The organism is Enterobacter sp. P82 (genome assembly GCF_037053385.1).
Classification (GTDB): domain Bacteria; phylum Pseudomonadota; class Gammaproteobacteria; order Enterobacterales; family Enterobacteriaceae; genus Enterobacter.
Window position 1 is genome coordinate 22,346 of record NZ_JBALHX010000003.1, and the last position, 25,204, is coordinate 47,549.

Consider the following 25,204-nt stretch of genomic DNA (forward strand, 5'->3'; position numbering starts at 1 on the left):
CACAAGGACCTCCAGAAAATGAATAATCATTTCAGGTGTATTGGGATCGTCGGGCATCCGCGTCACCCTACTGCATTGACGACACATGAAATGTTGTATCGCTGGCTGTGTAGCAAAGGCTATGAAGTGATGGTTGAGCAACAGATTGCTCAGGAGCTACAGCTGAAGAGCGTCAAAACTGGCACGCTGGCGGAAATTGGCCAACAGGCGGATCTCGCCGTGGTGGTCGGCGGTGACGGCAACATGCTCGGCGCGGCCCGTACGCTGGCGCGTTATGACATCAAGGTCATCGGTATCAACCGTGGCAATCTCGGTTTTTTAACTGACCTCGACCCGGATAATGCCCAGCAACAACTGGCCGACGTACTGGAAGGTCACTATATCAGCGAAAAACGCTTTTTACTGGAAGCGCAGGTATGCCAGCAGGACTGCCAGAAGCGGATCAGCACCGCAATAAACGAAGTGGTTCTGCATCCTGGTAAAGTGGCACACATGATTGAGTTCGAAGTCTATATCGACGAAATCTTCGCGTTCTCTCAGCGCTCTGACGGGCTGATTATCTCCACCCCGACAGGTTCGACCGCTTACTCCCTTTCTGCAGGTGGCCCGATCCTGACCCCTTCGCTTGACGCCATTACGCTGGTCCCCATGTTCCCGCATACGCTTTCCGCACGTCCGCTGGTCATCAACGGTAGCAGTACCATTCGTCTGCGCTTCTCCCACCGCCGAAATGACCTGGAGATCAGCTGCGACAGCCAGATAGCGCTGCCGATCCAGGAAGGGGAAGACGTACTTATTCGACGGTGTGATTACCACCTGAATCTCATTCACCCGAAAGATTACAGCTATTTCAACACATTAAGCTCGAAGCTTGGCTGGTCAAAAAAATTGTTCTGATTTTGCATCCAGCGCTTTACTGTATATAAAACCAGTTTATACTGTATGAAAACACAGTTATGGTTTTTCATACAGGAAAACAATTATGCTGGCACAACTGACCATCAGCAACTTTGCCATTGTTCGTGAGCTTGAGATCGATTTCCACAGCGGCATGACGGCGATCACCGGGGAAACCGGTGCAGGTAAATCCATTGCCATTGATGCCCTCGGCTTGTGCCTTGGCGGCCGTGCCGAGGGAGACATGGTGCGCATGGGCGCAAACCGTGCCGATCTCTGTGCCCGCTTCTCCCTGAAAGATACCCCTGCGGCCCAGCGCTGGCTGGAACAAAACCAACTGGAAGACGGACGTGAGTGTTTACTTCGCCGCGTGATCAGCAGCGACGGTCGTTCCCGTGGCTTTATCAACGGTACAGCGGTTCCGCTCTCCCAGCTCCGCGAACTTGGCCAGTTGCTTATCCAGATCCACGGCCAGCACGCACATCAGCAACTCGTCAAACCAGAACAGCAGAAAGCCCTGCTTGATGGCTATGCGGGTGAGTACGCACTTACTCAGCTTATGGCAGAACACTATCGACAGTGGCATCAAAGCTGCCGTGAGCTTGCCCAGCACCAGCAGCAAAGCCAGGAGCGCGCCGCACGCGCCGAGCTTTTGGAATACCAGTTAAAAGAGTTGAACGAATTCAACCCGCAGGCGGGTGAGTTTGAGCAAATCGACGAAGAGTACAAGCGTCTGGCCAACAGCGGTCACCTGCTCTCAACCAGTCAGAACGCCCTCAACATGCTTGCGGATGGCGAAGACGTGAACCTGCAAAGCCAGCTGTATAACGTTCGTCAACTGGTCACCGAACTGGCTGGTATGGACAGCAAACTTTCTGGCGTACTGGATATGCTGGAAGAGGCCGCGATTCAGATCTCAGAAGCCGGTGATGAATTGCGCCACTACTGTGAACGTCTGGATCTCGACCCGAACCGTCTGTTTGAGCTGGAACAACGCATCTCCCGTCAGATCTCACTGGCCCGTAAGCACCACGTTACGCCGGAAGAACTGCCAAATTACTACCAGTCTCTGCTGGAAGAACAGCAGCAGCTTGACGATCAGGCTGACTCGCAGGAAACCCTCTCTCTGGCGGTGAGCCTGCATCATGAACAGGCGCTGGCAACGGCGAAACAACTGCATGAGATTCGAGTGCATTATGCCCAGGAGTTAAGTCAGCATATCACCGACAGTATGCACACGCTGGCGATGCCGCACGGTGTGTTTACGATCGATGTCCGCTTTGAAGAGAATGTGCTGACGGCAGAAGGGGCGGATCGTATTGAATTCCGCGTCACCACTAACCCCGGTCAGCCGCTGCAGGCCATCTCCAAAGTGGCGTCCGGCGGTGAGTTGTCGCGTATCGCACTGGCGATTCAGGTGATTACCGCTCGTAAAATGGAAACCCCGGCGCTGATTTTCGATGAAGTGGATGTTGGGATCAGCGGTCCAACGGCGGCGGTAGTCGGTAAGCTGCTGCGTCAGTTAGGTGAATCAACACAAGTCATGTGTGTTACCCACCTTCCGCAGGTGGCTGGCTGTGGTCACCATCACTTTATCGTCAGCAAAGAAACCGACGGTGAAATGACGGAAACGCACATGAAACCGTTGGATAAACGCGCGCGTCTGCAGGAACTGGCTCGTCTGCTTGGCGGCAGTGAAGTCACACGAAATACACTCGCAAACGCGAAAGAACTGCTGGCGGCATAAACTTTTTCGGGATCTCAGGGTCATAGAGAACAACAAAAACGCCGCCAGACCGGTTTCAAAGTGGGGCAAGGTCTATTATCATCGGCATATTACATATGAGCCGCGTTCTGCTCGGGCCCGAAAAGGAATCAAATCACTATGCGTTGTAAAATGCTGACCGCTGCCGCAGCGGTTCTTCTGATGTTGACCGCAGGCTGTTCCACTCTGGAGAAAGTGGTTTACCGTCCTGACATCAACCAGGGGAACTACCTTACCCCTAACGATGTGTCCAAAATCCGTGTGGGGATGACACAACAGCAGGTCGCTTATGCACTGGGAACCCCGATGATGTCCGATCCATTCGGCACAAACACCTGGTTCTATGTATTCCGTCAGCAACCGGGCCACGAAGATGTGACCCAGCAAACCCTGACGCTGACCTTCAGCAGCGCCGGTGTGTTGACCAACATCGACAACAAGCCTGCCCTGACCAAATAATCAGGTGTCAGAAATGCAAAAAGGTGCTCAATGAGCACCTTTTTTGTTTCTGAATTCTTGCACAGAAACGTAGCCCCGGTAAGCGTCAGCGCCACCGGGGAAGAAAGCGCTACTTAGCCGCTTTCTCCGCACGCTGACGACGCAACTCTTTCGGGTCGGCAATCAACGGACGATAAATCTCCACCCGGTCACCTTCTTTCAGCACATCACCCAGCTTAACCGGACGGCTGTAAATCCCGACTTTATTCTTCGCCAGGTCAATATCACTGCGAAGCTCAAGGATGCCGGAAGCTCGGATAGCCATCTCAACAGTCGCGCCCTCTTCCAGCGTTACACGTTGCAGATACTGCTTCTCCGGCAGCGCGTACACCACTTCCACAGCAATCTTATGCGACACTGTAAACCTCTTTGGCGCGGGTGGTGAACGCCTGAACCATATTTGAAGCCAGCTCTTTAAAGATGCGACCAAACGCCAGCTCAATCAGTTTATTCGTAAACTCAAAGTCCAGATGGAACTCGATACGACAGGCGTCAGCGCTCAGGGGCGTAAACTTCCAGCCACCCATCAGCGTTTTAAACGGACCATCCACCAGATGCATCAAAATACTCTGATTACTCGTCAGCGTATTACGCGTGGTGAACGTCTTGCTGATCCCCGCTTTGGAGACATCCACCGCTGCAGTCATCTGCGTTGGACCAGACTCCAGAACACGGCTCCCGGTACATCCAGGAATAAACGCTGGATAAGACTGAACATCGTTCACTAACTGATACATTTGTTCCGCGCTGTAAGGCACAAGCGCAGTACGGCTAATCTGAGGCATAGCATTTCCCATGGTCACACAACGGACAAATAATAACATTTATCACCTGTTAAAAAAACGCTAAGCCTCATCTCGTGCTAAGATAGCGCGTTAGACCTCACAGGACGCAATGAGGTGACTTTTTGAAATCAGATTACCGACGGCTTTACGACACTTATGACGAAGAAAAAAGCACATAAACCAGGCTCGGCGACCATTGCGCTCAACAAGCGTGCTCGCCATGAGTATTTCATTGAAGAAGAATTCGAAGCTGGCCTTGCGTTGCAGGGCTGGGAAGTAAAATCGCTGCGCGCCGGGAAAGCCAACATCGGCGATAGTTACGTGATTCTGAAAGATGGTGAAGCCTTCCTGTTCGGGGCGAACTTTACGCCGCTGACCGTCGCCTCTTCGCACTATGTTTGTGACCCAACACGCACACGTAAACTGCTGCTGAACAAGCGCGAGCTGGAATCCCTCTACGGTCGCATCAACCGTGAAGGCTTCACCGTGGTTGCTCTGTCGCTGTACTGGAAAAATGCCTGGTGCAAAGTGAAAGTTGGCGTTGCGAAGGGTAAAAAACAGCACGATAAACGTACGGACCTGAAAGAGCGCGAGTGGCAGCTCGACAAAGCGCGCATCATGAAGAATGCAGGGCGTTGATTCTGAACACTTATTGTACTATTCAATAAGTTAGCGTTCTGGGCTGGTATCCAGGAAGTGAAATCTGGTATACTGAGTTCAACACTATTGGGGCTGATTCTGGATTCGACGGGATTTGCGAAACCCAAGGTGCATGCCGAGGGGCGGTTTGCCTCGTTAAAAGCCGCAAAAAAATAGTCGCAAACGACGAAAACTACGCTTTAGCAGCTTAATAACCTGCTCTGAGCCCTCTCTCCCTAGCTTCCGCTCTTAAGACGGGGATCAAAGAGAGGTCAAACCCAAAAGAGATCGCGTGGAAGCCCTGCCTGGGGTTGAAGCGTTAAAACTAATCAGGCTAGTTCGTTAGTGGCGTGTCTGTCCGCAGCTGGCGTGCGAATGTAAAGACAAACTAAGCATGTAGTACCGAGGATGTAGAAATTTCGGACGCGGGTTCAACTCCCGCCAGCTCCACCAAAATTCTTCGAAGATGATTCCAGAGTCATCCGTAGAAGTCCTGAAAGCCCGCATGGTACAAGCCCTGCGGGCTTTTTTGTGTCTGTCGTTGTCCGAGGCGATCCGCCTGAATCCAGTAAAAATTGGTACACGTTTAGGTACACGCTATACTGCGGTCCATTAAACGTGTACCAATTATGGAAGGGATCCATATATGGCGCGCATCACACGCCCCCTCACTAACAACGAAATCCTTAAAGCTAAACCTAGTGGAAAAGACTTCACCCTTCATGATGGTGACGGCCTGTTCCTGCTCGTAAAAACATCTGGCAAAAAGCTCTGGCGCTTCCGGTACCAACATCCGGTAAGCAATAGTCGAACGAATCTGAGTTTCGGCTCATACCCTGCCCTTACACTGGCAGCAGCTCGTCAGATACGCGATCAGCACTTAACCTCGCTCGCGCAAGGTATGGATCCACAACAGCAACAGGAGCAAGCGTCAGAACAACGCCAGATTGAGTTAGACAGCATTTTTTCAACAGTGGCTGCTAACTGGTTCCAGATAAAAAGCAGAAGTGTCACAGAGGATTATGCAAAGGATATTTGGCGTTCTTTGGATAAAGACGTGCTCCCGGCAATCGGTGCGATACCCGTACAGGAGATAAAGGCCAGAACGATTGTTGAAGCACTTGAGCCAATCAATGCACGAGGGGCACTGGAGACAGTTCGCCGCCTAGTACAGCGTATTAACGAAATAATGATTTATGCGGTTAACACTGGTCTGATTGATGCAAACCCAGCATCAGGTGTTGGAATGGCATTTGAGAAACCCAAAAAGCAGAATATGCCCACGCTACGACCAGAAGAATTACCTAAGCTGATGCGTTCTCTGGTCATGTCAAATCTGTCTGTTACGACTAGTTGTCTTATTGAGTGGCAGCTTCTGACCCTAGTGCGCCCTTCTGAGGCTTCTGGTGCTCGGTGGGTCGAGATCGATCTCGATGCCAAACTCTGAACGATTCCCGCCGAACGAATGAAGGCTAAGCGTGAACACATTGTTCCTTTATCACCGCAGGCGCTAGGAATCTTAGAGATCATGAAACCTATAAGTGAGCATCGCGAATACGTTTTTCCAAGTCGCAACAATCCTAAGCGTCCAATGAATAGCCAAACTGCCAATGCAGCACTTAAGAGAATTGGATATGGTGGAAAGTTGGTGGCTCATGGTTTACGCTCAATTGCCAGTACAGCACTCAATGAGCATGGATTTAATGCTGATGTAATTGAGTCAGCATTAGCGCATTGCGATAAAAATGAAATTAGGAGGGCTTATAACCGCTCTACCTATCTAGAAAAACGTATTGCTTTAATGAATTGGTGGGGAGAACTAGTTCAACGATAAAATTTAAGCCTTCAGAAAAACATGTATAAATACACATGTTTTTATTTACAGTTTTTTTTATCATAAAGAAATACTATCTTTGCTTACATATCGAATAAGTCGCTAGGATGAGGGGGTTGCTCATAAGCCCACGCCTAGTAGTAACGGAATAATGAGGAATATAATGGATTTTGATATTCTTATAGACCAAAGCCTATCGACACTCTTTAATGATAGCATTAATACAATCAATAAAAATAGCAAACTTATTTCTATGATAAATGATTTTGAAGACGGCAAGTGGCGCCATCAAAAATTCCACCGATTTATATGGGATAATATATTAGAAACCGCTCTATCGAATCAGGAAAGGGAAGCATATATAGGTGGTCCTAGCACATCTCTAGCTAAAGCAGCACAGAACCTTAGACTTACAGATAGTGAAAAAGATATTAGCAAAGGAAGCGAGCTCGCTGAGATTTTTTTATATGGCATTATGAAACACCACTTTAAAGCGCTACCTGTTGTACCTAAAATATTTTATAAACAGAACACTCAAGATAATGCCAAGGGTGCAGACAGCGTACATATTGTTATAGAAGATGACAAAAATTTTACGTTATGGTTCGGTGAAGCAAAGTTTTACAAAAGTATTGAAGATGACCGATTCGATTCAATAATCACATCAGTTAACAATTCCATTTCAACAGATAAAATAAAGAAAGAGAACAGTATAATAACAAACACTAAAGATCTAGTTACTTTGGTAAAAAATGATGAACTAAGATCTAAAATAATGTATTCATTGTCATCTAAAAACTCAATTGATAATATTAAGCCAATACTCAATATCCCTATTTTCATTTTGCATGAATGTCCTATAACAGAAAACGCATCGTCTCTTTCCCCTGAATATAAGTCATCAATTATAGAACTCCATAAAGAAAGAGCTCAGTCTTTTTTTAAAAAACACCAAATAAAAATAAAAAACATCCATGATTATGATAAGATAAAGTTTCACCTAATCCTTTTCCCTATTCCAAAGAAAGAACAAATAATTAATAAGTTTGTTGAAACAGTTCGTTTTCACAAGGAACAGTAATATGAACAATGAGATTACCAGTGCTACTGAAAATGATGGCGAACATGTGGTGCATGTATTTTCAAAATGCAAGGAAATAAACGACCTTATCAACTCAGATAAGGAGGATGAAGCCAGGAATAGTTTAATCCTTCTTTTAGATTATCATAAAAAACATAAAATCCATTATACGCCTTTAGTTAATCATCTCATTAGATGCACAGGATTGTATCCTTACATTCAGGCTGAAACAGCAGATTGGAATGAACGATTAATCTATGATTTATTCAAAGTTGACGTTGGTTTAAACACTCCAATCACTTTACACAGAGAGCAATCCTTAATATTAAAAAGATTATTAAATGGTGAAAGCTTAGCTGTAAGCGCACCAACAAGTTTTGGGAAAAGCTTTATTATTGATGCTTTTATATCATTAAACAAACCGACTAATGTTCTGATTATTGTCCCTACAATATCTCTTACAGACGAGACCCGAAGAAGGTTGCATAAAAAATATGCTGCTGAATATAAAATAATTACAACTGCTGACGTTAGCATTTCTCAAAAGAATATATTTATATTTCCACAAGAAAGAGCAATTAGCTACTTAGATAAAATTAATGAATTAGACTTATTAATCATTGATGAATTTTACAAAGCAAGTGAGAATCATGACAAGGAAAGAGCACCTGCTTTATTGAAAGCAATAATGAAGTTCACAAAAATAGCAAAACAACGATATTTTTTAGCTCCAAACATTAGCACATTGAAAAGCAATCCTTTCACAAAAGGAATGGAATTTTTGAAATTGGATTTCAGCACAGTATTTTTAGAAAAACATGACCTATCAAAACAAATAAATGAGGATCCTCAAAAAAAATCCTCATTTCTTTTAGATATCCTTGAAAACACAGCGGGAAAATCTTTAATTTACGCTGGAACTTACTCTAACATCAATAAAATATCAGCAGCAATTCTCAATAATCATAAAAAAAGCGAGATTACGTTATTGAAAGAGTTCTCTGATTGGTTGAGATTGAATTATTCTCAAAAATGGATGCTTGCAGATATTATTGAAAAGGGAACGGGCATTCATAATGGACAACTACATCGTTCAATCAGTCAAATTCAAATAAAACTATTTGAAGAAAATAACGGATTAAAAAACTTAATATCAACTTCTTCAATTGTCGAGGGAGTTAATACAGCAGCAGAAAACGTAATCATATGGCAATCAAAAAATGGAAACCGCAATCTGAAAGACTTCATGTATAAAAATATCATTGGCAGAAGCGGAAGAATGTTCAAACACTTCGTAGGCAAGATATATTTACTGTCTCCGCCACCAAAAGAAGAGGATAACGAATTAGATCTTACAATACCCAATGCACTTGTCGGCGATATAGATGAGACGGAATTTAAAAACGACCTAACTCCAGAACAAATTTCTGCCATCATAGCTTATAAAGAAGAAATGCAATCATTATTAGGCTTTGAAACATTCAATAAATTACAATCAGAAGGTGCATTCAAATCTAATGATCCATTTCTAATCAGAGATATTGCTGTGGATATATCAATGAATCCTAGCGATTGGTTAAGCATTTCTTACCTTAATTCTGAAAACCCTGAAAGCTGGGATTATTTTTTATATAAAATAATCAAATTAAAACCGGCCGGATGGGGAGTTGAGTATAATAAATTTGTTTCTTATGTTAAAATTGCAAGTTATAACTGGAAATTAACCATCCCTGAAATATTAAGAAAACTCTCAAAACACAACATTACGATAAATGAACTCTTTGAATTAGAAAGAAACCTTACATTCAAATTATCTTCATTACTGAATGATGTAAATGTATTGCTTAACGAGCTAATCCCAAATAGAAACACAGACATATCTCCATTTATCTATAAAACTTCAAACGCATTTCTCCCTCCAATTGTTTATCAATTAGAAGAATATGGGCTACCGCGCATGATTACAAAAAAGATTGATGATGCTTTAAATCTTGACTTAGACAATGAAGAACTAACTTTACATACTATTCTGGACCACCTAAAAACTTTAAACTATGTTTTCGGATTATCCGGGTTAATCGGTGCAAGCATGATTGAAGAATATATAATGAACAACTTCTTTGATGGTGTAACGTATAGTCAATAAGTTCAAAGGTAACTATGGCGGGTATTTAGAGTATATGAATTCTATTCTCAATGGCGCAAGGTATAGCCAATTGCGCGCAATGCTCTCCCCGCCCCGCCTGCCCGCTTAAGGGGGCGCTTTTAATGCAGGTGCATGATTGGTCTCAGGGCGCGCCAGTGCTGGCGCTGGCGGGGGATTCAGTGTCGGTAAAACACATGCAAAACCATGCACCTTATGCATGCATGGCTTTTATACGTAAAAATGGCGGGATTTTCGGGGATTTTTAAGCGAACTACTGCACAGCCAGTTCTGCACGGCGGCGGGTGTAATTCAGGTTCTGTGCAGGCGTGAATTTTTCACGATTATCATCGCGCGAAGCCGCGTCAGGCCTGAATCCGATGGCCGTTAAAATGTCATTATCCTGCACCGAATAATTAATTTTTTCACCGGCTGACAGCCAGAGCTGTAGCGCCTCGCGCAGATAATCGAGTGAGTGCTGTATGGCGCAGCGCTGAACGGCGGAGTGTTGCCCGGAATAATTCATCAGTTCAGGGGCAAGGGCGGCGGCCAGCTCCGTGCCGTGCGCCTGCATAAAATCATTTAAACGGTCGCGGATGCTGATGCGCTGCACCTCCTCATGCGAACGAATATAGCGACCGGCAGCCTGATTAATTTCTCATTTTTTCACGTCGATAATCTCGCGCAGCGTTTGCAGGCTCCGGCCGCTGTGGCCGCTGCCGGCAAGCTGTTCGCGGTATGCCTTTTCGGCCTGCGTCAGTTCTTCCCTGCATTGCAGCCAGGCGGATTTGTTTGCCTGACAGACCTCAAGGGCTTTCTGTAGCGTCAGTGTGGTCACGTATGTTTCTCCTGATGACTGGCCGTGCTTACGCACCGGCACGGTTAACGGTGGCCGCCGGTGCGAGTGTAAGTATCCCTGCAAAACGTACCATTCACTTTTAGAGATCTTCCGACATACTGATTATGTCCCCAGAGGAGATCGCCTTTTGATTCAGTGCCGAAAGACGTCAAACGAAACATCGGGCTGAAAAAATACATGACGCTATCCACCTCGCCGGCCAATTAGCCACTCATATTGACAAACATCAACGACACCGCCCTTCCCCTATGAAAAATTAAAAAGCACACCCAGCGCTACGGAATAGCCACCCCAACCCGGAAGGAACCACACCATGTACAGACCCATAACCGTCATAATATTCATTCTCCTGACCCTCGCCGCCCTCGCGGAAATAGGTGTTTTATCCTTTGGATAATCCTCAGGCGAAATACTCCACGTCAGGGCACGTTGATCTCATTACAGTTTTTTCCTAAAGCCACCCCGCTTCGTCTGTGCCATGCTGAATCACGCTCATAACCGATAACGTTAAATGAGGATATTATGAAAAAAACAATTATCGCATTATCTGCCGTTCTGCTGGCTTCCCCAGTATTTGCTGCGACCACACATGCAACTGACGATACCGTCGCTGCGGCGAACGCAAACGCCAACGAGGCGAAGCAAAAACTGCACGAAGAGCAGAACAAAGGTGAAGAGCTGAAGCTGAAACAGAAACATGCTGCAGAAGGTAAAAGCGAAAGCTTTGGCAGTAAGGTCAGCGAAGATTCCCAGAAAGCCTGGCATAAAGCCAAAGAAGGTACCGAGAAAGGGTGGAATGCCACCAAAGAAGGTGCTGAGAAAGGCTGGAACAAAACCAAAGAAGGTGCCAGCGAGCTGGAAAAGAAAGTCACTGAATAACCCCTTCGAAAGGCCGCAAACGCGGCCTTTTTTATTCCCACCTACTTTGCTTCCTGAAGACTAAACTTGTCACAGGGGGGCACCATCATGAGCCACAAAGAAATCGCACCAGAAACCCAGGGCGTCACCGTTGAACTACTCTCCATCGTCGATCTGGGCCCGGAGATCGCAGGCATGGACGGTCGACAGCTTCGCATGCGCAGGGTGACACTCGCTCCCGGCGCGGTCTTTGGTCCGGTGCATAATCATATCGATCGCCCCGGTACCGTGTTTATCCTGGAGGGAACGATCACCGACCATCGTAACGGGATCACCACCGATTACGGTCCCGGTGTCGGCTGGCCGGAGGATCACAATACGGTTCACTGGCTGGAAAACCGTGGCCAGATTACCGCCGTCGAAATCTCGGTTGATATCATTAAAAATCCCGACGCCTAAAAGCCGAATAGATCCCTGGTGTGACGCGTTTACTCCCAGCGCCCCCTAAAGAGATCCTGAGATGCTACGACGCCTGCTTATATTGCTTATTTTGGTCTGCCCGTGGGCGTTAGCCGTCCCGCAGAGCTACATCATCGACACCAACAACACCGCCATTCGGCTATCCTGGCATGCTTTCGGCGGTATCCTCTCCTGGGCGACATTCAGTGGCGTGACGGGTGCCGTGACGCTTAATCCGAATAACGATGTCGATGACCATATTCACGTCACTATTCCCGTGGCAACCCTGGTGGCCTCAAACAAGCTGCTCACCTGGCAGCTGAAAAGCGATATGTTTTTTGAATCTGAGCGCTACCCGACGATTGAGTTTGTCAGCTCTCGCGTGGTCGCCCAGGGTGCCGGACGATTCAGAGTGTTCGGCACGCTGACCGTGCGAAACATTGCCCGCCCGGTGATTCTGGAAGCCGTTGTGGAAGACCCGCATGCGCAAGCCCTCACGCTGAATGCCACCACAGCGATTTCGCGCGCGTCCTACGGGATGGATAAATTTGCCCTTGTCGTCGACGATCGTATTGCCATCGCTATTGCGATTCAGACAAACACTATCCCCTCATTCTGAGATCAGGCGTTGCAGCTGTTCTGCGTTACTCTGCAAGTGAGACGGCGGGTTTCGGCCTATCAGGACAAACTGATAGCCCGCATCCTGCCACCACACCAGGTTCATACTGTGCCGCTGCTCCTGTTGAAGAGAAGCCGTCGTCTTCTCATCGACAGGAGAGATACAGAGCGCCATCGGGCCGTAGTCGGCGTTGATCCAGGCAATCTGCGCGATAGAAGTGGTTTCATAGCGCAGCATGCGTACCATTTTGAGTTCTGCCCCCTGCAGAGTAAGCTGCGACATCTGCAATTTCATGCCGATATCCTGTGCGGCCCGTTCCAGCCCGCGTTGCAGAACAGGCAGTGCGCTGTCCATATCCAGCAGTGTTTCAACGCTGTACAAAGACATGTATTGCGCTTCGAGGTCACGAATATGGGCGTTGTCATCATCAGGGGCGGAGGCTGGCCGCAACAGATACCCCAGCCCGGAACCGACCATCAAAAAACTGACCGACGCAGCAATCAGTGCGCGTCTGCTTACGCCCGCCGGAGAGGAAGAGTGTGGTTCGGGAAGTGCCGCCAGACGCGCCTGCATCTTCTCAAGGGGTGCGTCATCCAGCAGGGAAGCAAACGCCCCGGGGTAGTCCTGATTGCTTTTCATTAGCTCAGCGGTTCGCCCGGAGAGGCGTTCATCACTTCTCATCTGTTCTTCAAATTGTTGTGCGTCTGCACGGCACATCTCGCCATCTATCCATGCCACGATAGCATCGTCATTATAGGGCGGCGTAAAACGGTGCGAATTCAAGAGCGTTTCTCCTTTACCGGAGGCATTGCATCAGCGGACCTCGCAAGTGTTGCCCGCGCTGTCGCCAGTCGGCTCATTACAGTACCAATCGGCACCGCCAGGGTGTCCGCTGCCTCCTGATAGGTAAAACCTTCGACATAAACCAAAAAAACCGTATTGCGCTGGGCTTCCGGTAGTGCATTGACGCGCTGCATCACCTTCAGATAATGCAGGCGCGTTTCATCCTGCTCGCGGGTGTCTGGTGCCAGAAGTTCGTCGCTGGTGACAAACCCCTGCCCCTGGCGGACATGTCGTGCCCGAAGCTCAGAGATCCAGATAGAGTGCAATATCGCAAACAGCCACCTGTCGATGCGCGTGCCCGGCGTATACTGGCTGCTCCTTTCGAGCGCTCGCACGCAGGTGGACTGAACCAGCTCTTCGGCGATATCCCTGTTTCGCGACAACACCAGCCCATAGCGCCATAGGCGCGACAAGTGTGCCGCTAACTGTTGACGAACCTCACTGGTAGCGATGTGTTTTCCCTCCACGAGAAACTCAGGATTCCGGCTGTCCGTTGATGGCAGCCTGCAGATCGCGGTACTCCTCGCAGGACTGGCCACATATGCCTGCTATTACCTTCAACTGTTCTTTCGCGAGGTCAGGCCGTCCTTTGACCATCCATGCCTCACCCAGGTATTCACGGGCTTTGGCATAATCAGGGGCAATCGCCAGCGCGCGCTGGTAATAGCCGATACCCTCATCGGTACGTCCCAGTTTGCGTGTGGCATACCCGCGATAGTTCCACGCTTCAGCCGTATTGCCATTTTTCAGTGAATCAAGGAGATTCAGCGCCGCCTGATACTCCCCTTTCTTAGCAAGATGGTATGCATAGTTGGTTTTGTCCTGATCGCTCAGGCTGCTGCTCTTGTCCGGCACGCATTTCTGAGTTGCACTGTCATACACCTGCCCTGATGGGCAGTCAGGCGTTTTGCTCTCGGTACTATTATTACCCATTGCCAGCGCCAGTGGAGACAGCAGCGAAAAAATCAGTACCGGGATCAAACGAAGAGAGGTCGTGTTCATAAAAAACTCCTGGATCAGAGAGGATGACGTCAGTAAACGCATGAGTGGCGCTTTTTATTCACACTCTGAAAGATTTTTTTGCTGTAACAAAATCATGCATATAACGTACCCCGTATCAATACGGCCCTGATCATTTAATGATCACCTCATTCTATTATTCTCTTTCGCTAGCAGAAATTTAATTTTATAAAAGAATATTTATTAAATATCATCAAATATAATATATCCTACATCAAAAATGTTACCATAACTTAAACCGCTATTAAGAAACCATAAACAACAACCTTTTAAATACGATTTTAAAAGTCACCTACCAATTATTGATCAACACCATACATACTTTTTAAACACCATTTAAAAACAAAGAAAAACAAACTAAAAACAACATGTTACGAATTTAAATTTATAGTTCGAATTAACAAAACAATATCCCGACAACTTCTCCCCTTCATGTTTAAAGAATCTTAATTTGCATATCCATATTTTTCTGACTATATCATTTTTATACTATTCCGGATTAATTCCTCTATTAATTACAAGGTTATATAAAAGACAAAATCGCGTTGTTGATAATTTTCTTAAATAAATAGATTCGTTCTGATGTTGCCACTCTGTATTCTGGCGGGCATCGTTCGCGCTGAAAAAAATACGGTGAGCGCTGTTTAAATAACAGTAACTCCGCCGGGGGCGCGCTTTACCCTTCACAGAGATGGCTCGTCTTGCTCGCCATTAACGACAACTCAGCTGGAGTCATCACTAAATGAGCCAAATCTCTGTTATATCGAAACTTACGGGCGTTGAAACCACAACGGAAGGCACCCAGGTTACGCTGAACCACACCTCGATTGTTGAGCTTCAGGTTGAGCGAGCCAATGTCGCCGATTTCGCCCGCAGCGGTAACGATCTGGTGATCACGCTACACTCCGGCGAGGTGATTACCGTTAAAAATTTCTACGTCACCGATGAGCAAGGGGCGAGCCAGCTGGTCCTTCAGGACAGTGAGGGTGCACTATGGTGGATTGAAGACCCTACCGGAGCCGCCACGTACGAATCGATTGCCTCTACGGACGTGTTGCTTGCCGCATCAGGAAATGATGCTGGTGGTGCCGCCATCTGGCCATGGGCACTGGGTGGCATTGTCGCAGCGGGCGGTATCGCGGCGGCGGCAAGCACCGGCGGCGGCGGCGGTAGTGATAATAACAGCAGTACTAACCCCACCACGCCCACAGACCCTGCCGATCCTGCAGATCCAGCCGACCCGGATACGACGCCGCCGAATGCGCCTTCCAGTCTCCAGTTCTCATCAGACGGTAAAACCGTCACCGGTACCGCAGAACCCGGCAGTACAATCACCCTGAAAGATACTAATGGCAATGTGGTTGGCACAGGTAAAACCGGCAGTGACGGCTCGTTTACCGTCACCCTCGGAACACCGCTGACCAACGGCGAGCAGGTAACAGCCACCGCAACGGACAGCGCCGGGAATACCAGTCAGGGCACAAATGTGACCGCACCGGATCTCACCGCACCTGATGCGCCAACGATCGGCAGCGTGATCGACGATATCGCTCCTCAGACGGGGGCGGTAACCAACGGCGGCAGCACTAACGATCAGCGGCCACAGCTCACCGGCACCGCCGAACCCGGCTCCACCGTGACGATTTATGACGGCGGTATCGCCATTGGCACGACGGTCGTCGCCAGCAACGGTACATGGACATTCACCCCGTCAGTCGACCTGAGCGAAAGCACCCACCAGATTACCGTCCGGGCAACCGACGCCGCGGGCAATACCGGACCCGCCTCACCGGTTTTCACCCTCACAGTCGATCTGACGCCTCCGACTACACCGACCGCGATTCTGCTGACTGACGACACGGGGTCTGTCAGAGGAGCTATCACTTCGGGCACGCTGACCGATGCGACGCAACCGCTCCTGGCAGGAACAGGGGAGCCCGGTGGAACCATCACTATTTACGATAACGGCGTGATCATTGGCGCCACGACGGTGCTCCCCAACGGTACCTGGAGCATCACACCCAATGGACCGCTCCCGGAAGGAACGCACTCCATCACCGTCACTGAAACCGATGCCGCCGGAAACCAGAGCACGGCATCCGCGCCTATCACCTTCACCGTAGATACCACCCCGCCGTCTGCTCCTGGAAATCTCGTGGTATCAAATGATGGCGGCACCATCAGCGGCACCGCGGAGCCGGGCAGCACGGTGACCATTCGTGAAGGCGACGCTATAGTTGGTACTCCAGTGGTGGCCGATAGCCAGGGCAACTTTAGCGTGACGCTGAACCCACCGAAGCTCAACGGCGAAATCCTGACCGCTGACGCCACCGACACGGCAGGCAACACCAGTCCAACCACCTCCGCAGCTGCACCGGACATTACCCCGCCGCAGACCCCGGTCATCGTATCGGTGATTGACGACGTACAGGCCACTACCGGCCCCGTGGGCCCGAATGGGCTCACCAATGACCGGGCCCCAACCATTAACGGTACGGGCGAGGCTGGCTCGACCATTACGATTTCTAACGGCAGCGATGTCCTCGGCACGGTGGTTGTTCCGCAATCTGGCCTCTGGAGCTTTACGCCGCCCTCACCGCTGGTCGATGGCACTTACGTGCTCACGGCAACGGCGACGGATCCCGCCGGTAACCAGAGTGGAATATCTGCCTCGTGGACAATTAACGTCGACGGGACGGCACCTGCAGCCCCGGTGATTTCCCAGGTCGTGGACGATGTGCCCGGGGGAATTGTTGGCTCGCTCGGCCAAAATGCCACCACCAATGACACGACCCCAACGCTCAGCGGTACCGCTGAAGCAAACGCAACGGTCACCCTCCGCGTGGACGGTGTGGCTATCGGTACAACCGTTGCCAATGGCCTCGGCGTATGGGTCTTTACGCCGTCCTCGCCAATCGGTGAGGGGCCTCACGCCCTGACCGCTGTTGCAACCGACGCGGCAGGTAACTCAAGCGGCGTCTCCAACACCTGGACTTTGACGATTGACAGCGTCGTACCTGCGGCTCCGGTTATTACCCAGGTGATAGATGATGTGCCCGAGCGCCTCGGTGCGCTCAACGCTAACGACAGCACCAACGACACCACGCCGACGCTCAACGGTACCGCAGAGCCGGGCTCAACCGTCACCATCCGTCTGGATGGTACAGATGTTGACACGATAGTGGCGGACAGTAACGGTGCGTGGACCTTTACCCCAACCACACCGCTCGGTAACGGCGCGCATACCTTTACCGTCATCGCAACCGACGCGGCGGGAAACACCAGTCTCGCCTCAGACAGCTTCACCTTTACTGTCGATACCACGCCGCCAGGGGCGGTGACCATCGCCAGCGTGCTCGATGATGTCGGCGGCGTTCAGGGCCCGCTCAGCAGCGGCGATACCACAGATGACACCCAACCGCTGCTTCAGGGCTCCGCCCCGGCTGATGCAGTGATCACCGTCTATGACGGCACAACCCTGCTTGGCACCGCCACCCTCGATGGCAGTGGCGGCTGGAGTTTTACGCCAGTCACCCCACTCACAGACGGCCTGCATTCACTGACCGTTCACGCCACGGATGCCGCAGGCAATACCACCGTCTCCAGCCCGTTTGTACTGACGGTAGATACCGTGGCACCTGCCACGCCAGATACCCCGGCAATCACCGTCAACCCTGACGGTGGCGCAGTACAAACGCCGCTGAACCCGGGCGAAATCACTCGCGACACCACGCCAACCCTGAGCGGTACCGGCACGGCGGGCGATACCGTGACCATCTACGATAGCGGCGTCAAAATTGGTGATACCGTGGTAGACAGCAACGGCAACTGGAGCTGGACACCAGCCAACCCGCTGCCTAACGGCACCTATGACATTACCCTGACCGTCACCAACATGGACGGTACAGGTAATGAAAGCGCTCCATCCCAACCGGTCACCATCACCATTGACACCGTCGCGCCGGCTACGCCTGTTGCACCGGTCATTACCGACAGCGTCACCCAGATAACCGGACCGGTTGCCGATGGCGGAACGACCAACGATCCCCGTCCGGTTCTGAGCGGTACCGGAACGGCAAACGACGTTATCACCATTTATGACAGCGTAAATGGCGGTGCGGCGTCGGTCGTCGGCACCGCCACGGTAGACAGCAACGGCAAATGGAGCTGGCGCCCTGGCAGTAATATTGCTGAGGGGAACCACGAATATACCGCTACCGCTACCGACGAAGCGGGCAACGTCTCTGGCTCCTCACCGGGGATAACGATCACGGTGGATACCGTAGCACCAGCTACGCCGGTGATAGGTGCCGTGGGCGGCGCGCTGGATGATGGTTATACCGCGGATTCGACGCCGACGGTCGGTGGTACTGGCGAAATCGGCGAGACGGTGATCGTCTACAACAACGGCGTCGAGTTGGGACGAGTGACGGTGAGTGGTACTGGCGAATGGTCCTTCACTCTGCCAGCACAAACCGACGGTCCACTGCATATCACCGTTGCGGGTGTTGACGCGGCAGGTAACGTTAGCGCCCTTAGCCCGGTCTTTGACGTCACGGTAGATACCACTGCACCTGAAATACCGCTGATAGATGCCATCACTCCCAGCTCTCTTTCAGGCAGCGTGCTCTACACCAATGACGGTACGCCGACCCTCACCGGGACCAGCGAACCGGGAACCTCCGTTATTGTCTCCGTCGACGGTACTCCGTCGGGGGTGCCAGTAACCATACAGCCGGATGGCAGCTGGAGCTGGACCGCCGGGAGCACGCTGTCCGACGGCCAGCACACCTTCACCGTTTCTTCCAGCGATCCGGCAGGTAATCTCTCAGGAAGTTCAGCACCACTCAGCGTCACCGTGGATACTGCCGCGCCGCCAGACCCGACTAATATGAACCTGGCAACGGAAGGGACACCGCTGACCGGTACCGGTGAGGCAGGAAGCATCATTACCGTGAAAGACGGTAGTGTGGTCATTGGTACCGGCGTTGTTGCAGGCGATGGCAGCTTCTCTATTGCGCTGAGCCCCGCGCAACTGGATCCTGCCACGCTGACCGTAACCGCCACCGATGCCGCAGGTAACAGCAGCCCTGGCGCGACGTTTATCGTCACCGATTCACCGCTCGATCTGCCTCAGGTACCGGTTATTACGGCGATCAACGATGACCTTGCCCCTGTCACCGGCGACGTGAAAGACAAAACTACCAACGACACCACGCCAACGCTTACCGGCACGGCCGAAGCCGGCAGCCTGATTACCATCTACCTGGACGGTAGCGTGACGCCCGTGTCGACGGTCACCGCCGACGGCAGCGGAAACTGGAGCTATACGCCGCCCGCGCTGGGCGAAGGGCTGCATACCTTTGAGGTAACCGCGACCCTCAATGGCCTGACCAGCGGTCGCTCTCCGGCCGCAGCCGTTACCGTCGATCTCACTGCGCCGGGTACACCCACCATTGGCTCAGTACTTGACGATGTGGGTCCCGGCACGGGCCCGCTGACCAGCGGCCAGACCACCAACGATAACCAACCCACCCTCACCGGTACGGGTACAGCAGGCGACACCATCTCTGTCTACAGCAACGGAACGCTGCTGGGCAGCGTGGTGGTTGGCAATACGGGAACCTGGAGCTATACAACGTCGCCCCTGGCGGAGGGGAATAACGTCCTGACCATCCGCGAGACCGATCCGGCCGGGAATCAGAGCGCGCCTTCGGCGGGCTTCACCGTTGTGGTGGATACGGTTTCCACCACACCGGTCATCACTAACGTCACGGATAATGTCGGTAACGCCACCACGGTGATCAGCGGCGATCCGACCAACGATGCCACGCCAACCCTTTCAGGAACCGCAGAAGCAAACAGCGTGGTGACGATTTTTGACGGTGGCACGCAGATTGGCGTGGTAACGGCTGACGGCACCGGTGCATGGACGTTTACCCCTGACACCGCGCTTACCGAAGGCTCGCACAGCTTCACCGTCCAGGCGACAGATCCGCTGGGCAATGTCAGCGCGGTCTCTGCTCCCTGGAGCGTAGTGGTTGACCTGACAGCACCGACGGTTCCGACACTGGATAATGTGAATGACAACGTCCCGGGCGGTGCCACGGGCAACCTTACCAGTGGGCAGGTCACCAACGACAACACGCCGACGATTAGCGGTACCGGACAGGCGGGCAGCACCATCCACATTATGAATAACGGTACGCAGATTGGCCTGGCTACCGTTGATCAGAGCGGGAACTGGTCCTTTACCCCGAGTACGCCGCTGGGCGATGGCAGCTACTCCCTTCGTGCTTATGCAACGGATGTGGCAGGTAACGCCTCGGCTAACTCGTCGGTCTTCGCCTTTACTGTGGATACTTCAGGCCCCGGTATACCAGTGGTCACCAGCGTCATCGACGATGTCGCTCCGGCCACCGGTACGCTCACGACGGGCAACAGCACCAACGACGCACGTCCGACCTTCAATGGCACAGGCGAAGTGGGTTCCACCATCCATGTGATTGTCGATGGCAACGAAGTTGGTACCGCGGTGGTGAATGCCCAGGGCAACTGGACCTTTACCCCGGGTACCGATTTGAGCGATGGGCCACATGCTATCACCTTCAACGCGACCGACACGGCAGGCAACACTGGCAGCACAACGACACCGTTTAACCTGACCGTGGATACGGCCGTGCCATCGGCTCCGGTTATTTCGACCGCAGGCGACAATGTCGGCAGTATACAAACTCCGCTCTCTTCCGGGCAGAGTACTGACGACACCACGCCGACGCTGAACGGCACCGCGACCGCCAACGCGACGGTGACCATTTATGAAAACGGGCAGCCAGTCGGCACCGCACTGGCGGACGGTACCGGCGCATGGAGCTTTACGCCGTCAACGCCACTGGTCAACGGAAGTCATACCTGGACCGCCACCGTCACCGATGCGGCGGGCAACATCAGCCCAACCTCGCCGGGCTTTACCCTGATCGTTGATACCTCGGCACCAAACGCGCCGGTTATCAGCCAGGCGATAGACGACGTGGGCACTATCACCGGCCCGCTTACGTCCGGGCAAAGCACCGACGACACCGTACCGCGGCTTGTCGGAACCAGCGAACCGTTTGCCACCGTGAAGATCTATGAAGGCACAACACTTGTCGGAACAGGCACCGCGGATGCCAGCGGCAGCTGGAGCATCCTGCTCACCACCACATTGACAGCAGGTCCGCACAGCTTCACCGCCCAGGCCACGGATGCGGCTGGCAACACCAGCGTATCCTCAACAAGCTTCAGCCTGACAATTGACACCACGCCGCCTGCTCTGCCGGTGCTGACCAGTATCCTGGATGACGTGGGCAATGCGGCGACGCCGGTTGCTAACGGTGGGTTCACCAACGATGCCCAGCCAACTATCACCGGCACGGCGGAAGCCGGATCGACGGTGAAAATCTTTGATAACGGCGTACAGATCGGCAGCGTGACGGCGACCGGCGGGGCGTGGAGCTATACGCCATCTCCGGCGCTGAGCAACGGTGCACACACGCTGACCTTTACCGCCACGGATGCGGTGGGCAACGCCAGCGCACCAACCGCCGGGTATGTGATTAACGTCGATACCGCTGCGCCAGGTGCGCCGGTCATCAGTTCAGTGATTGATGATGTCGGCAGCGTTACCGGTCCGGTGACCGGTACGAATCCGACCAACGACACGCGTCCAACGCTGACCGGGACTGCCGAAGCGAATGCCACGGTCCGGATCTACGATGGCATCACGCTGGTGGGCACGGTGACCGCCGATGGCAGCGGCAACTGGACCCTGCCGCAAACCACCACCACGCTGACGGAGGGTACGCATAACTTCACCGCCACGGCTACCGATGCGGCGGGCAACACCAGCGTGGCGTCAGCCGTGACGACGATAATCGTCGATACGACCGCCCCCACGGCACCGACCGGAACCTTTAACGTCGACGGTAGTGTCCTGACCGGGAATGCCGAAGCCGGCAGCACCGTCAGTATCCGCCTTGCGGATGGCTCGACGGTGACCACCATTGCGGGCAGCAACGGTACATACAGCTATACCTTTGTTAACAAACAGATCGAAGGCCAGACGCTGCAGATCACCGCCACCGATGCGGCAGGCAACACCTCGCTGTCTGGTTCGGCTCTTGCGCCGGTGCTGCCGCTCTCCGCCAGCAACAACGTCGAAGAGCTGAACCTCAGTACCACGGCAACCGTCACCAATACTCAGTACAGCGATTACGGCTTCCTGCTGGTTGGCGCCGTGGGCAACGTCCTGACGCTGCTGGGGAATGACACCGCCCAGGTGAACTTCACCGTAGTCAGCGGCGGCAGCGCAGATATCGTGGTGAATGCCAACGCTACGGGCGCGGTACTCTCTCTGCTCAACACTCTTGAGCTGGTGGTGCAACACTGGAACGGCAGCACCTGGACCACCGTCGTCGACACCGGACAACCGCAGTTTGCCGATCTGTTGACCCTCGGGGCTACAGGCGTATCACTGAACCTGACCGGGCTGGCTGACGGTGACTATCGTGTCCTGAGCTATAACACCAACCTGCTGGCAACCGGCTCTTACACCAGTCTGGATGTGGCGGTGAAAGAGACAGGCCCGGGTACAGTGACGGGCGACACCAGCCTGAACGGGAACGTGATCACCGACGTTGACCCAACCGCAGGCAGCGACAATGCTCCGGCAGGGGCGACGATCACGGCCGTCACTAACGCGCAGGGAACCACAACCAACGTTACGGCTGACGGCACGGTGATTCAGGGCCAGTACGGTACGCTGACCATCAACCGCGACGGCAGCTACACCTACAACCTGACCGACACCAGCGCAGCGGTCATTGGCCGGACGGAGAGCTTCAGCTACACCATCACCTATAACGGCGTCAGCGCGTCGGCGAACCTGGTGCTGTCCCTGGGAGCCGGTACCGTCGTCAACGGTATTGTGGCAGTGGACGACACGGCCTCGCTGACCTTTGACACCACCGTGAGTGAAATCAATAACGGGACTTCGTCTCAGGGTGGTTTTACCGTGGTGGGGGTAAATCTTGGCAGTACGCTGGGGCTTAATCTGCTGGACGATATGACCAACCCGATTATCTATAACGTCGAGGAAGGTACCACCCGCACCATGACCATCCAGGCCTCCGTGGGTGGCGTGGCCCTCGCATCGGTGTTTGATCTGTACGTCTATAAGTTCAACAACGCGACCCAGACCTTCGAGCAAGTCCGCGTTGAACCCGGCTGGCTTCGCGCCCCGCTGCTGGGGGGAACGTCATCCCAGTTAACGCTGAACCTGCCCGCCGGGGAGTATCTGTTCCTGCTGAATACCGCATCCGGGATCGCGGTCCTGACAGGCTACACGCTGAGCGTCCTGCAGGATCATGTCTACAGCGTGGCGAGCATCAGTGAAACAACCACGGGCGACGTACTGGCGAATGACCCTGTGCCGGCAGGCACGGTGGTCACGGAAGTGAACGGCGTGGCGGTCAACAGCAGTGGCACAACCGACATTCAGGGAGAATACGGCACGCTGACCATTAATTCGTCCGGCCAGTACACCTATACCCTGAGAGCCGGCGTGGGTGCAGACCATATCAGCACGCCAGATACCTTCGTCTACACCGTCACCGCCCCTGACGGCTCAAAGGATACGGCATCGCTTAACATCACCCCAACTGCGCAGGCGATGGATGCGGTCAACGATGTAAGCACCGTGATGGATCTCACCTCGGTGCACCATACGTCGACCTACTCCGATACCACAGTCGGCAGCGCCAGCTGGACGACAGCGTTGTTCTCGTCAACCCAGGGCACGGGTAGCGGGACCTTTGTGGTAGACCCGAACACCGCGCTGCACAACGCGTCACTGCACTTCCATGTCGATTCGGGGCTGGCGCTGGGTGGGCTGACGGTAAACTGGACGCTCAGTGACAGCTCGGGCGCTATTCGTACCGGCTCCTTCAGCGGCGGCTCTTTGCTGGGCGGCAATATTGACGTCCCACTGACCGGGCTGGATCTCAACGCCGGAACCTATACGCTGAGCTATACCGGCAGCGTGCCTGGGCTCAGCGTCGGGACTATCACCATTACCCCAAGCGTGAATGGCACCACCTACTCGCTGAGTGATTTCGACGTCACCGGCACCCACACCGTCAACGGTAATATCTTCGACGGCACCGACTCTGGCGGCGTGCTGGATCAGCTCCACTCGGTAGATACCCGTCTGAGCGTGACCGGTTACAACGGCGTGACCACCACGCTGGATCCGTATACCGGCAGCGCAACGGTGAACATCACCGGTCATTACGGCACCCTGGCGATCGGCGCAGACGGCCATTACACCTATACCCTCAACAGCGGGATCTCACTCTCAACCATGACCTCGAAGGAGACCTTCAACTACACCCTGACCGATGCCAACGGCAACACGGACAGCGCCACACTGACCATCAATATGGCACCACAGTTCATCAGCTCGGAACATAACGACGCCATCACCGGTACGGCCTACGGCGATACGCTGATTTACCAGGTGCTGAATAATACGGCAGGCAATGCCACGGCAGGCAACGTCAGCAGCACCGCGGGCGATCACTGGACCGGCTTCTCGCTGGCGCAGGGAGACAAGATCGACATTGGCGATCTGCTCGTGGGCTGGGACGGCAATACCGCCTCGTTGGGGAATTATCTGCATGTCACTAATAGTAATGGCAATACCGTGATCTCCATCGACCGTGATGGTGCAGGGTCCACCTACACTAATACTGCACTCGTTACGCTTGATAACGTGCAGACCACCTACGACGAGCTTGTTAACCAGCAACACATCATTACCTGATAGCACCTGCAAGAGATGACCCGGGCGCACAGCGCCCGGGCAT

The 25,204-nt window shown here is 52.5% G+C and carries 16 protein-coding genes, 1 other RNA gene and 2 pseudogenes; 13 read left to right on the top strand and 6 right to left on the bottom strand.

Going from position 1 to position 25,204, the window contains the following annotated elements:
* Positions 1–18 precede the first annotated feature (18 nt).
* The 3 genes from nadK to bamE all read left to right on the top strand — a co-directional run bounded on the left by nadK (position 19) and on the right by bamE (position 3,121).
* The gene (nadK, locus tag WB237_RS15590; protein WP_013098356.1) at positions 19–897 is read left to right on the top strand and encodes an NAD(+) kinase; all 879 of its coding nucleotides are present in this window, start codon (positions 19–21) and stop codon (positions 895–897) included.
* Positions 898–982: 85 nt separating this feature from the next.
* Positions 983–2,644: a DNA repair protein RecN gene (recN, locus tag WB237_RS15595; protein ID WP_114978716.1), complete on the top strand. Its 1,662-nt coding sequence runs from the start codon at positions 983–985 to the stop codon at positions 2,642–2,644.
* A gap of 138 nt (positions 2,645–2,782) precedes the next feature.
* On the top strand, positions 2,783–3,121 hold the full coding sequence (gene bamE / locus WB237_RS15600) for an outer membrane protein assembly factor BamE (RefSeq protein ID WP_014884883.1): 339 nt from the start codon (positions 2,783–2,785) through the stop codon (positions 3,119–3,121).
* Positions 3,122–3,230: 109 nt separating this feature from the next.
* Here the strand turns inward: bamE and WB237_RS15605 are convergent, their stop codons facing one another.
* Entirely contained in the window at positions 3,231–3,518 is a 288-nt protein-coding gene (locus tag WB237_RS15605) for an RnfH family protein (protein ID WP_108090949.1), read from the bottom strand.
* Positions 3,508–3,945, bottom strand: coding sequence for a type II toxin-antitoxin system RatA family toxin (locus WB237_RS15610; RefSeq protein ID WP_195757727.1), 438 nt, complete (start codon positions 3,943–3,945; stop codon positions 3,508–3,510). The genes WB237_RS15605 and WB237_RS15610 overlap by 11 nt, the downstream gene beginning before the upstream one ends.
* A gap of 156 nt (positions 3,946–4,101) precedes the next feature.
* On the opposite strand from WB237_RS15610, the gene smpB reads away from it, so the two are divergent.
* The 6 genes and pseudogenes from smpB (at position 4,102) to WB237_RS15640 (ending at position 9,911) form a co-directional block, all read left to right on the top strand.
* Positions 4,102–4,584, top strand: coding sequence for an SsrA-binding protein SmpB (gene smpB, locus WB237_RS15615; protein WP_008502505.1), 483 nt, complete (start codon positions 4,102–4,104; stop codon positions 4,582–4,584).
* Positions 4,585–4,673: 89 nt separating this feature from the next.
* Positions 4,674–5,037: a transfer-messenger RNA gene (gene ssrA, locus WB237_RS15620) on the top strand.
* 193 nt (positions 5,038–5,230) lie between these two features.
* Positions 5,231–6,418: pseudogene (locus WB237_RS15625) on the top strand (integrase domain-containing protein).
* A gap of 163 nt (positions 6,419–6,581) precedes the next feature.
* On the top strand, positions 6,582–7,499 hold the full coding sequence (locus WB237_RS15630) for a HamA C-terminal domain-containing protein (RefSeq protein ID WP_336214407.1): 918 nt from the start codon (positions 6,582–6,584) through the stop codon (positions 7,497–7,499).
* Between the two features lies 1 nt (position 7,500).
* Positions 7,501–9,645, top strand: coding sequence for a DEAD/DEAH box helicase (locus WB237_RS15635; protein WP_336214408.1), 2,145 nt, complete (start codon positions 7,501–7,503; stop codon positions 9,643–9,645).
* Between the two features lie 122 nt (positions 9,646–9,767).
* Entirely contained in the window at positions 9,768–9,911 is a 144-nt protein-coding gene (locus WB237_RS15640) for an acetyl xylan esterase (RefSeq protein ID WP_336214410.1), read from the top strand.
* A 5-nt stretch (positions 9,912–9,916) separates the two neighbouring features.
* Here WB237_RS15640 and WB237_RS15645 read toward each other — a convergent pair.
* A pseudogene (locus WB237_RS15645) lies at positions 9,917–10,480 on the bottom strand (phage polarity suppression protein).
* Positions 10,481–11,023: 543 nt separating this feature from the next.
* Between WB237_RS15645 and WB237_RS15650 the strand changes: the two are divergent.
* The 3 genes from WB237_RS15650 (at position 11,024) to WB237_RS15660 (ending at position 12,437) form a co-directional block, all read left to right on the top strand.
* Positions 11,024–11,380, top strand: coding sequence for a hypothetical protein (locus WB237_RS15650; RefSeq protein WP_336214412.1), 357 nt, complete (start codon positions 11,024–11,026; stop codon positions 11,378–11,380).
* A gap of 87 nt (positions 11,381–11,467) precedes the next feature.
* Positions 11,468–11,818 carry a cupin domain-containing protein gene (locus WB237_RS15655; RefSeq protein WP_336214414.1) on the top strand — a complete coding sequence of 117 codons (351 nt, stop codon included), beginning with the start codon at positions 11,468–11,470 and terminating at the stop codon, positions 11,816–11,818.
* 61 nt (positions 11,819–11,879) lie between these two features.
* Entirely contained in the window at positions 11,880–12,437 is a 558-nt protein-coding gene (locus tag WB237_RS15660; protein WP_336214416.1) for a YceI family protein, read from the top strand.
* On the opposite strand, the gene WB237_RS15665 is transcribed toward WB237_RS15660, so the two are convergent.
* The 3 genes from WB237_RS15665 to WB237_RS15675 are packed head-to-tail and all read right to left on the bottom strand — an operon-like array spanning position 12,429 to position 14,282.
* The gene (locus WB237_RS15665) at positions 12,429–13,220 is read right to left on the bottom strand and encodes an anti-sigma factor family protein (protein WP_336214417.1); all 792 of its coding nucleotides are present in this window, start codon (positions 13,218–13,220) and stop codon (positions 12,429–12,431) included. The two genes, WB237_RS15660 and WB237_RS15665, sit on opposite strands and share 9 nt — an antisense overlap.
* Positions 13,217–13,747 (bottom strand): sigma-70 family RNA polymerase sigma factor, encoded by a 531-nt coding sequence (locus WB237_RS15670; RefSeq protein WP_129995136.1) that lies wholly within the window; start codon positions 13,745–13,747, stop codon positions 13,217–13,219. The genes WB237_RS15665 and WB237_RS15670 overlap by 4 nt, the downstream gene beginning before the upstream one ends.
* A 7-nt stretch (positions 13,748–13,754) precedes the next feature.
* Complete coding sequence (locus WB237_RS15675) at positions 13,755–14,282, bottom strand: tetratricopeptide repeat protein (protein WP_336214422.1); 528 nt, start codon at positions 14,280–14,282, stop codon at positions 13,755–13,757.
* A 760-nt stretch (positions 14,283–15,042) separates the two neighbouring features.
* On the opposite strand from WB237_RS15675, the gene WB237_RS15680 reads away from it, so the two are divergent.
* Positions 15,043–25,161, top strand: coding sequence for a BapA/Bap/LapF family large adhesin (locus WB237_RS15680; RefSeq protein ID WP_336214425.1), 10,119 nt, complete (start codon positions 15,043–15,045; stop codon positions 25,159–25,161).
* Positions 25,162–25,204 lie beyond the last annotated feature (43 nt).

What these genes read in the sequence shown, in the direction of transcription:
- nadK (WP_013098356.1), top strand. Translation starts at nt 19, where the DNA reads ATGAATAATCATTTCAGGTGTATTGGGATCGTCGGGCATCCGCGTCAC.
- recN (WP_114978716.1), top strand. Translation starts at nt 983, where the DNA reads ATGCTGGCACAACTGACCATCAGCAACTTTGCCATTGTTCGTGAGCTT.
- bamE (WP_014884883.1), top strand. Translation starts at nt 2,783, where the DNA reads ATGCGTTGTAAAATGCTGACCGCTGCCGCAGCGGTTCTTCTGATGTTG.
- WB237_RS15610 (WP_195757727.1), bottom strand. Translation starts at nt 3,945, where the DNA reads ATGCCTCAGATTAGCCGTACTGCGCTTGTGCCTTACAGCGCGGAACAA.
- smpB (WP_008502505.1), top strand. Translation starts at nt 4,102, where the DNA reads ATGACGAAGAAAAAAGCACATAAACCAGGCTCGGCGACCATTGCGCTC.
- WB237_RS15630 (WP_336214407.1), top strand. Translation starts at nt 6,582, where the DNA reads ATGGATTTTGATATTCTTATAGACCAAAGCCTATCGACACTCTTTAAT.
- WB237_RS15635 (WP_336214408.1), top strand. Translation starts at nt 7,501, where the DNA reads ATGAACAATGAGATTACCAGTGCTACTGAAAATGATGGCGAACATGTG.
- WB237_RS15640 (WP_336214410.1), top strand. Translation starts at nt 9,768, where the DNA reads ATGCAGGTGCATGATTGGTCTCAGGGCGCGCCAGTGCTGGCGCTGGCG.
- WB237_RS15650 (WP_336214412.1), top strand. Translation starts at nt 11,024, where the DNA reads ATGAAAAAAACAATTATCGCATTATCTGCCGTTCTGCTGGCTTCCCCA.
- WB237_RS15655 (WP_336214414.1), top strand. Translation starts at nt 11,468, where the DNA reads ATGAGCCACAAAGAAATCGCACCAGAAACCCAGGGCGTCACCGTTGAA.
- WB237_RS15660 (WP_336214416.1), top strand. Translation starts at nt 11,880, where the DNA reads ATGCTACGACGCCTGCTTATATTGCTTATTTTGGTCTGCCCGTGGGCG.
- WB237_RS15675 (WP_336214422.1), bottom strand. Translation starts at nt 14,282, where the DNA reads ATGAACACGACCTCTCTTCGTTTGATCCCGGTACTGATTTTTTCGCTG.
- WB237_RS15680 (WP_336214425.1), top strand. Translation starts at nt 15,043, where the DNA reads ATGAGCCAAATCTCTGTTATATCGAAACTTACGGGCGTTGAAACCACA.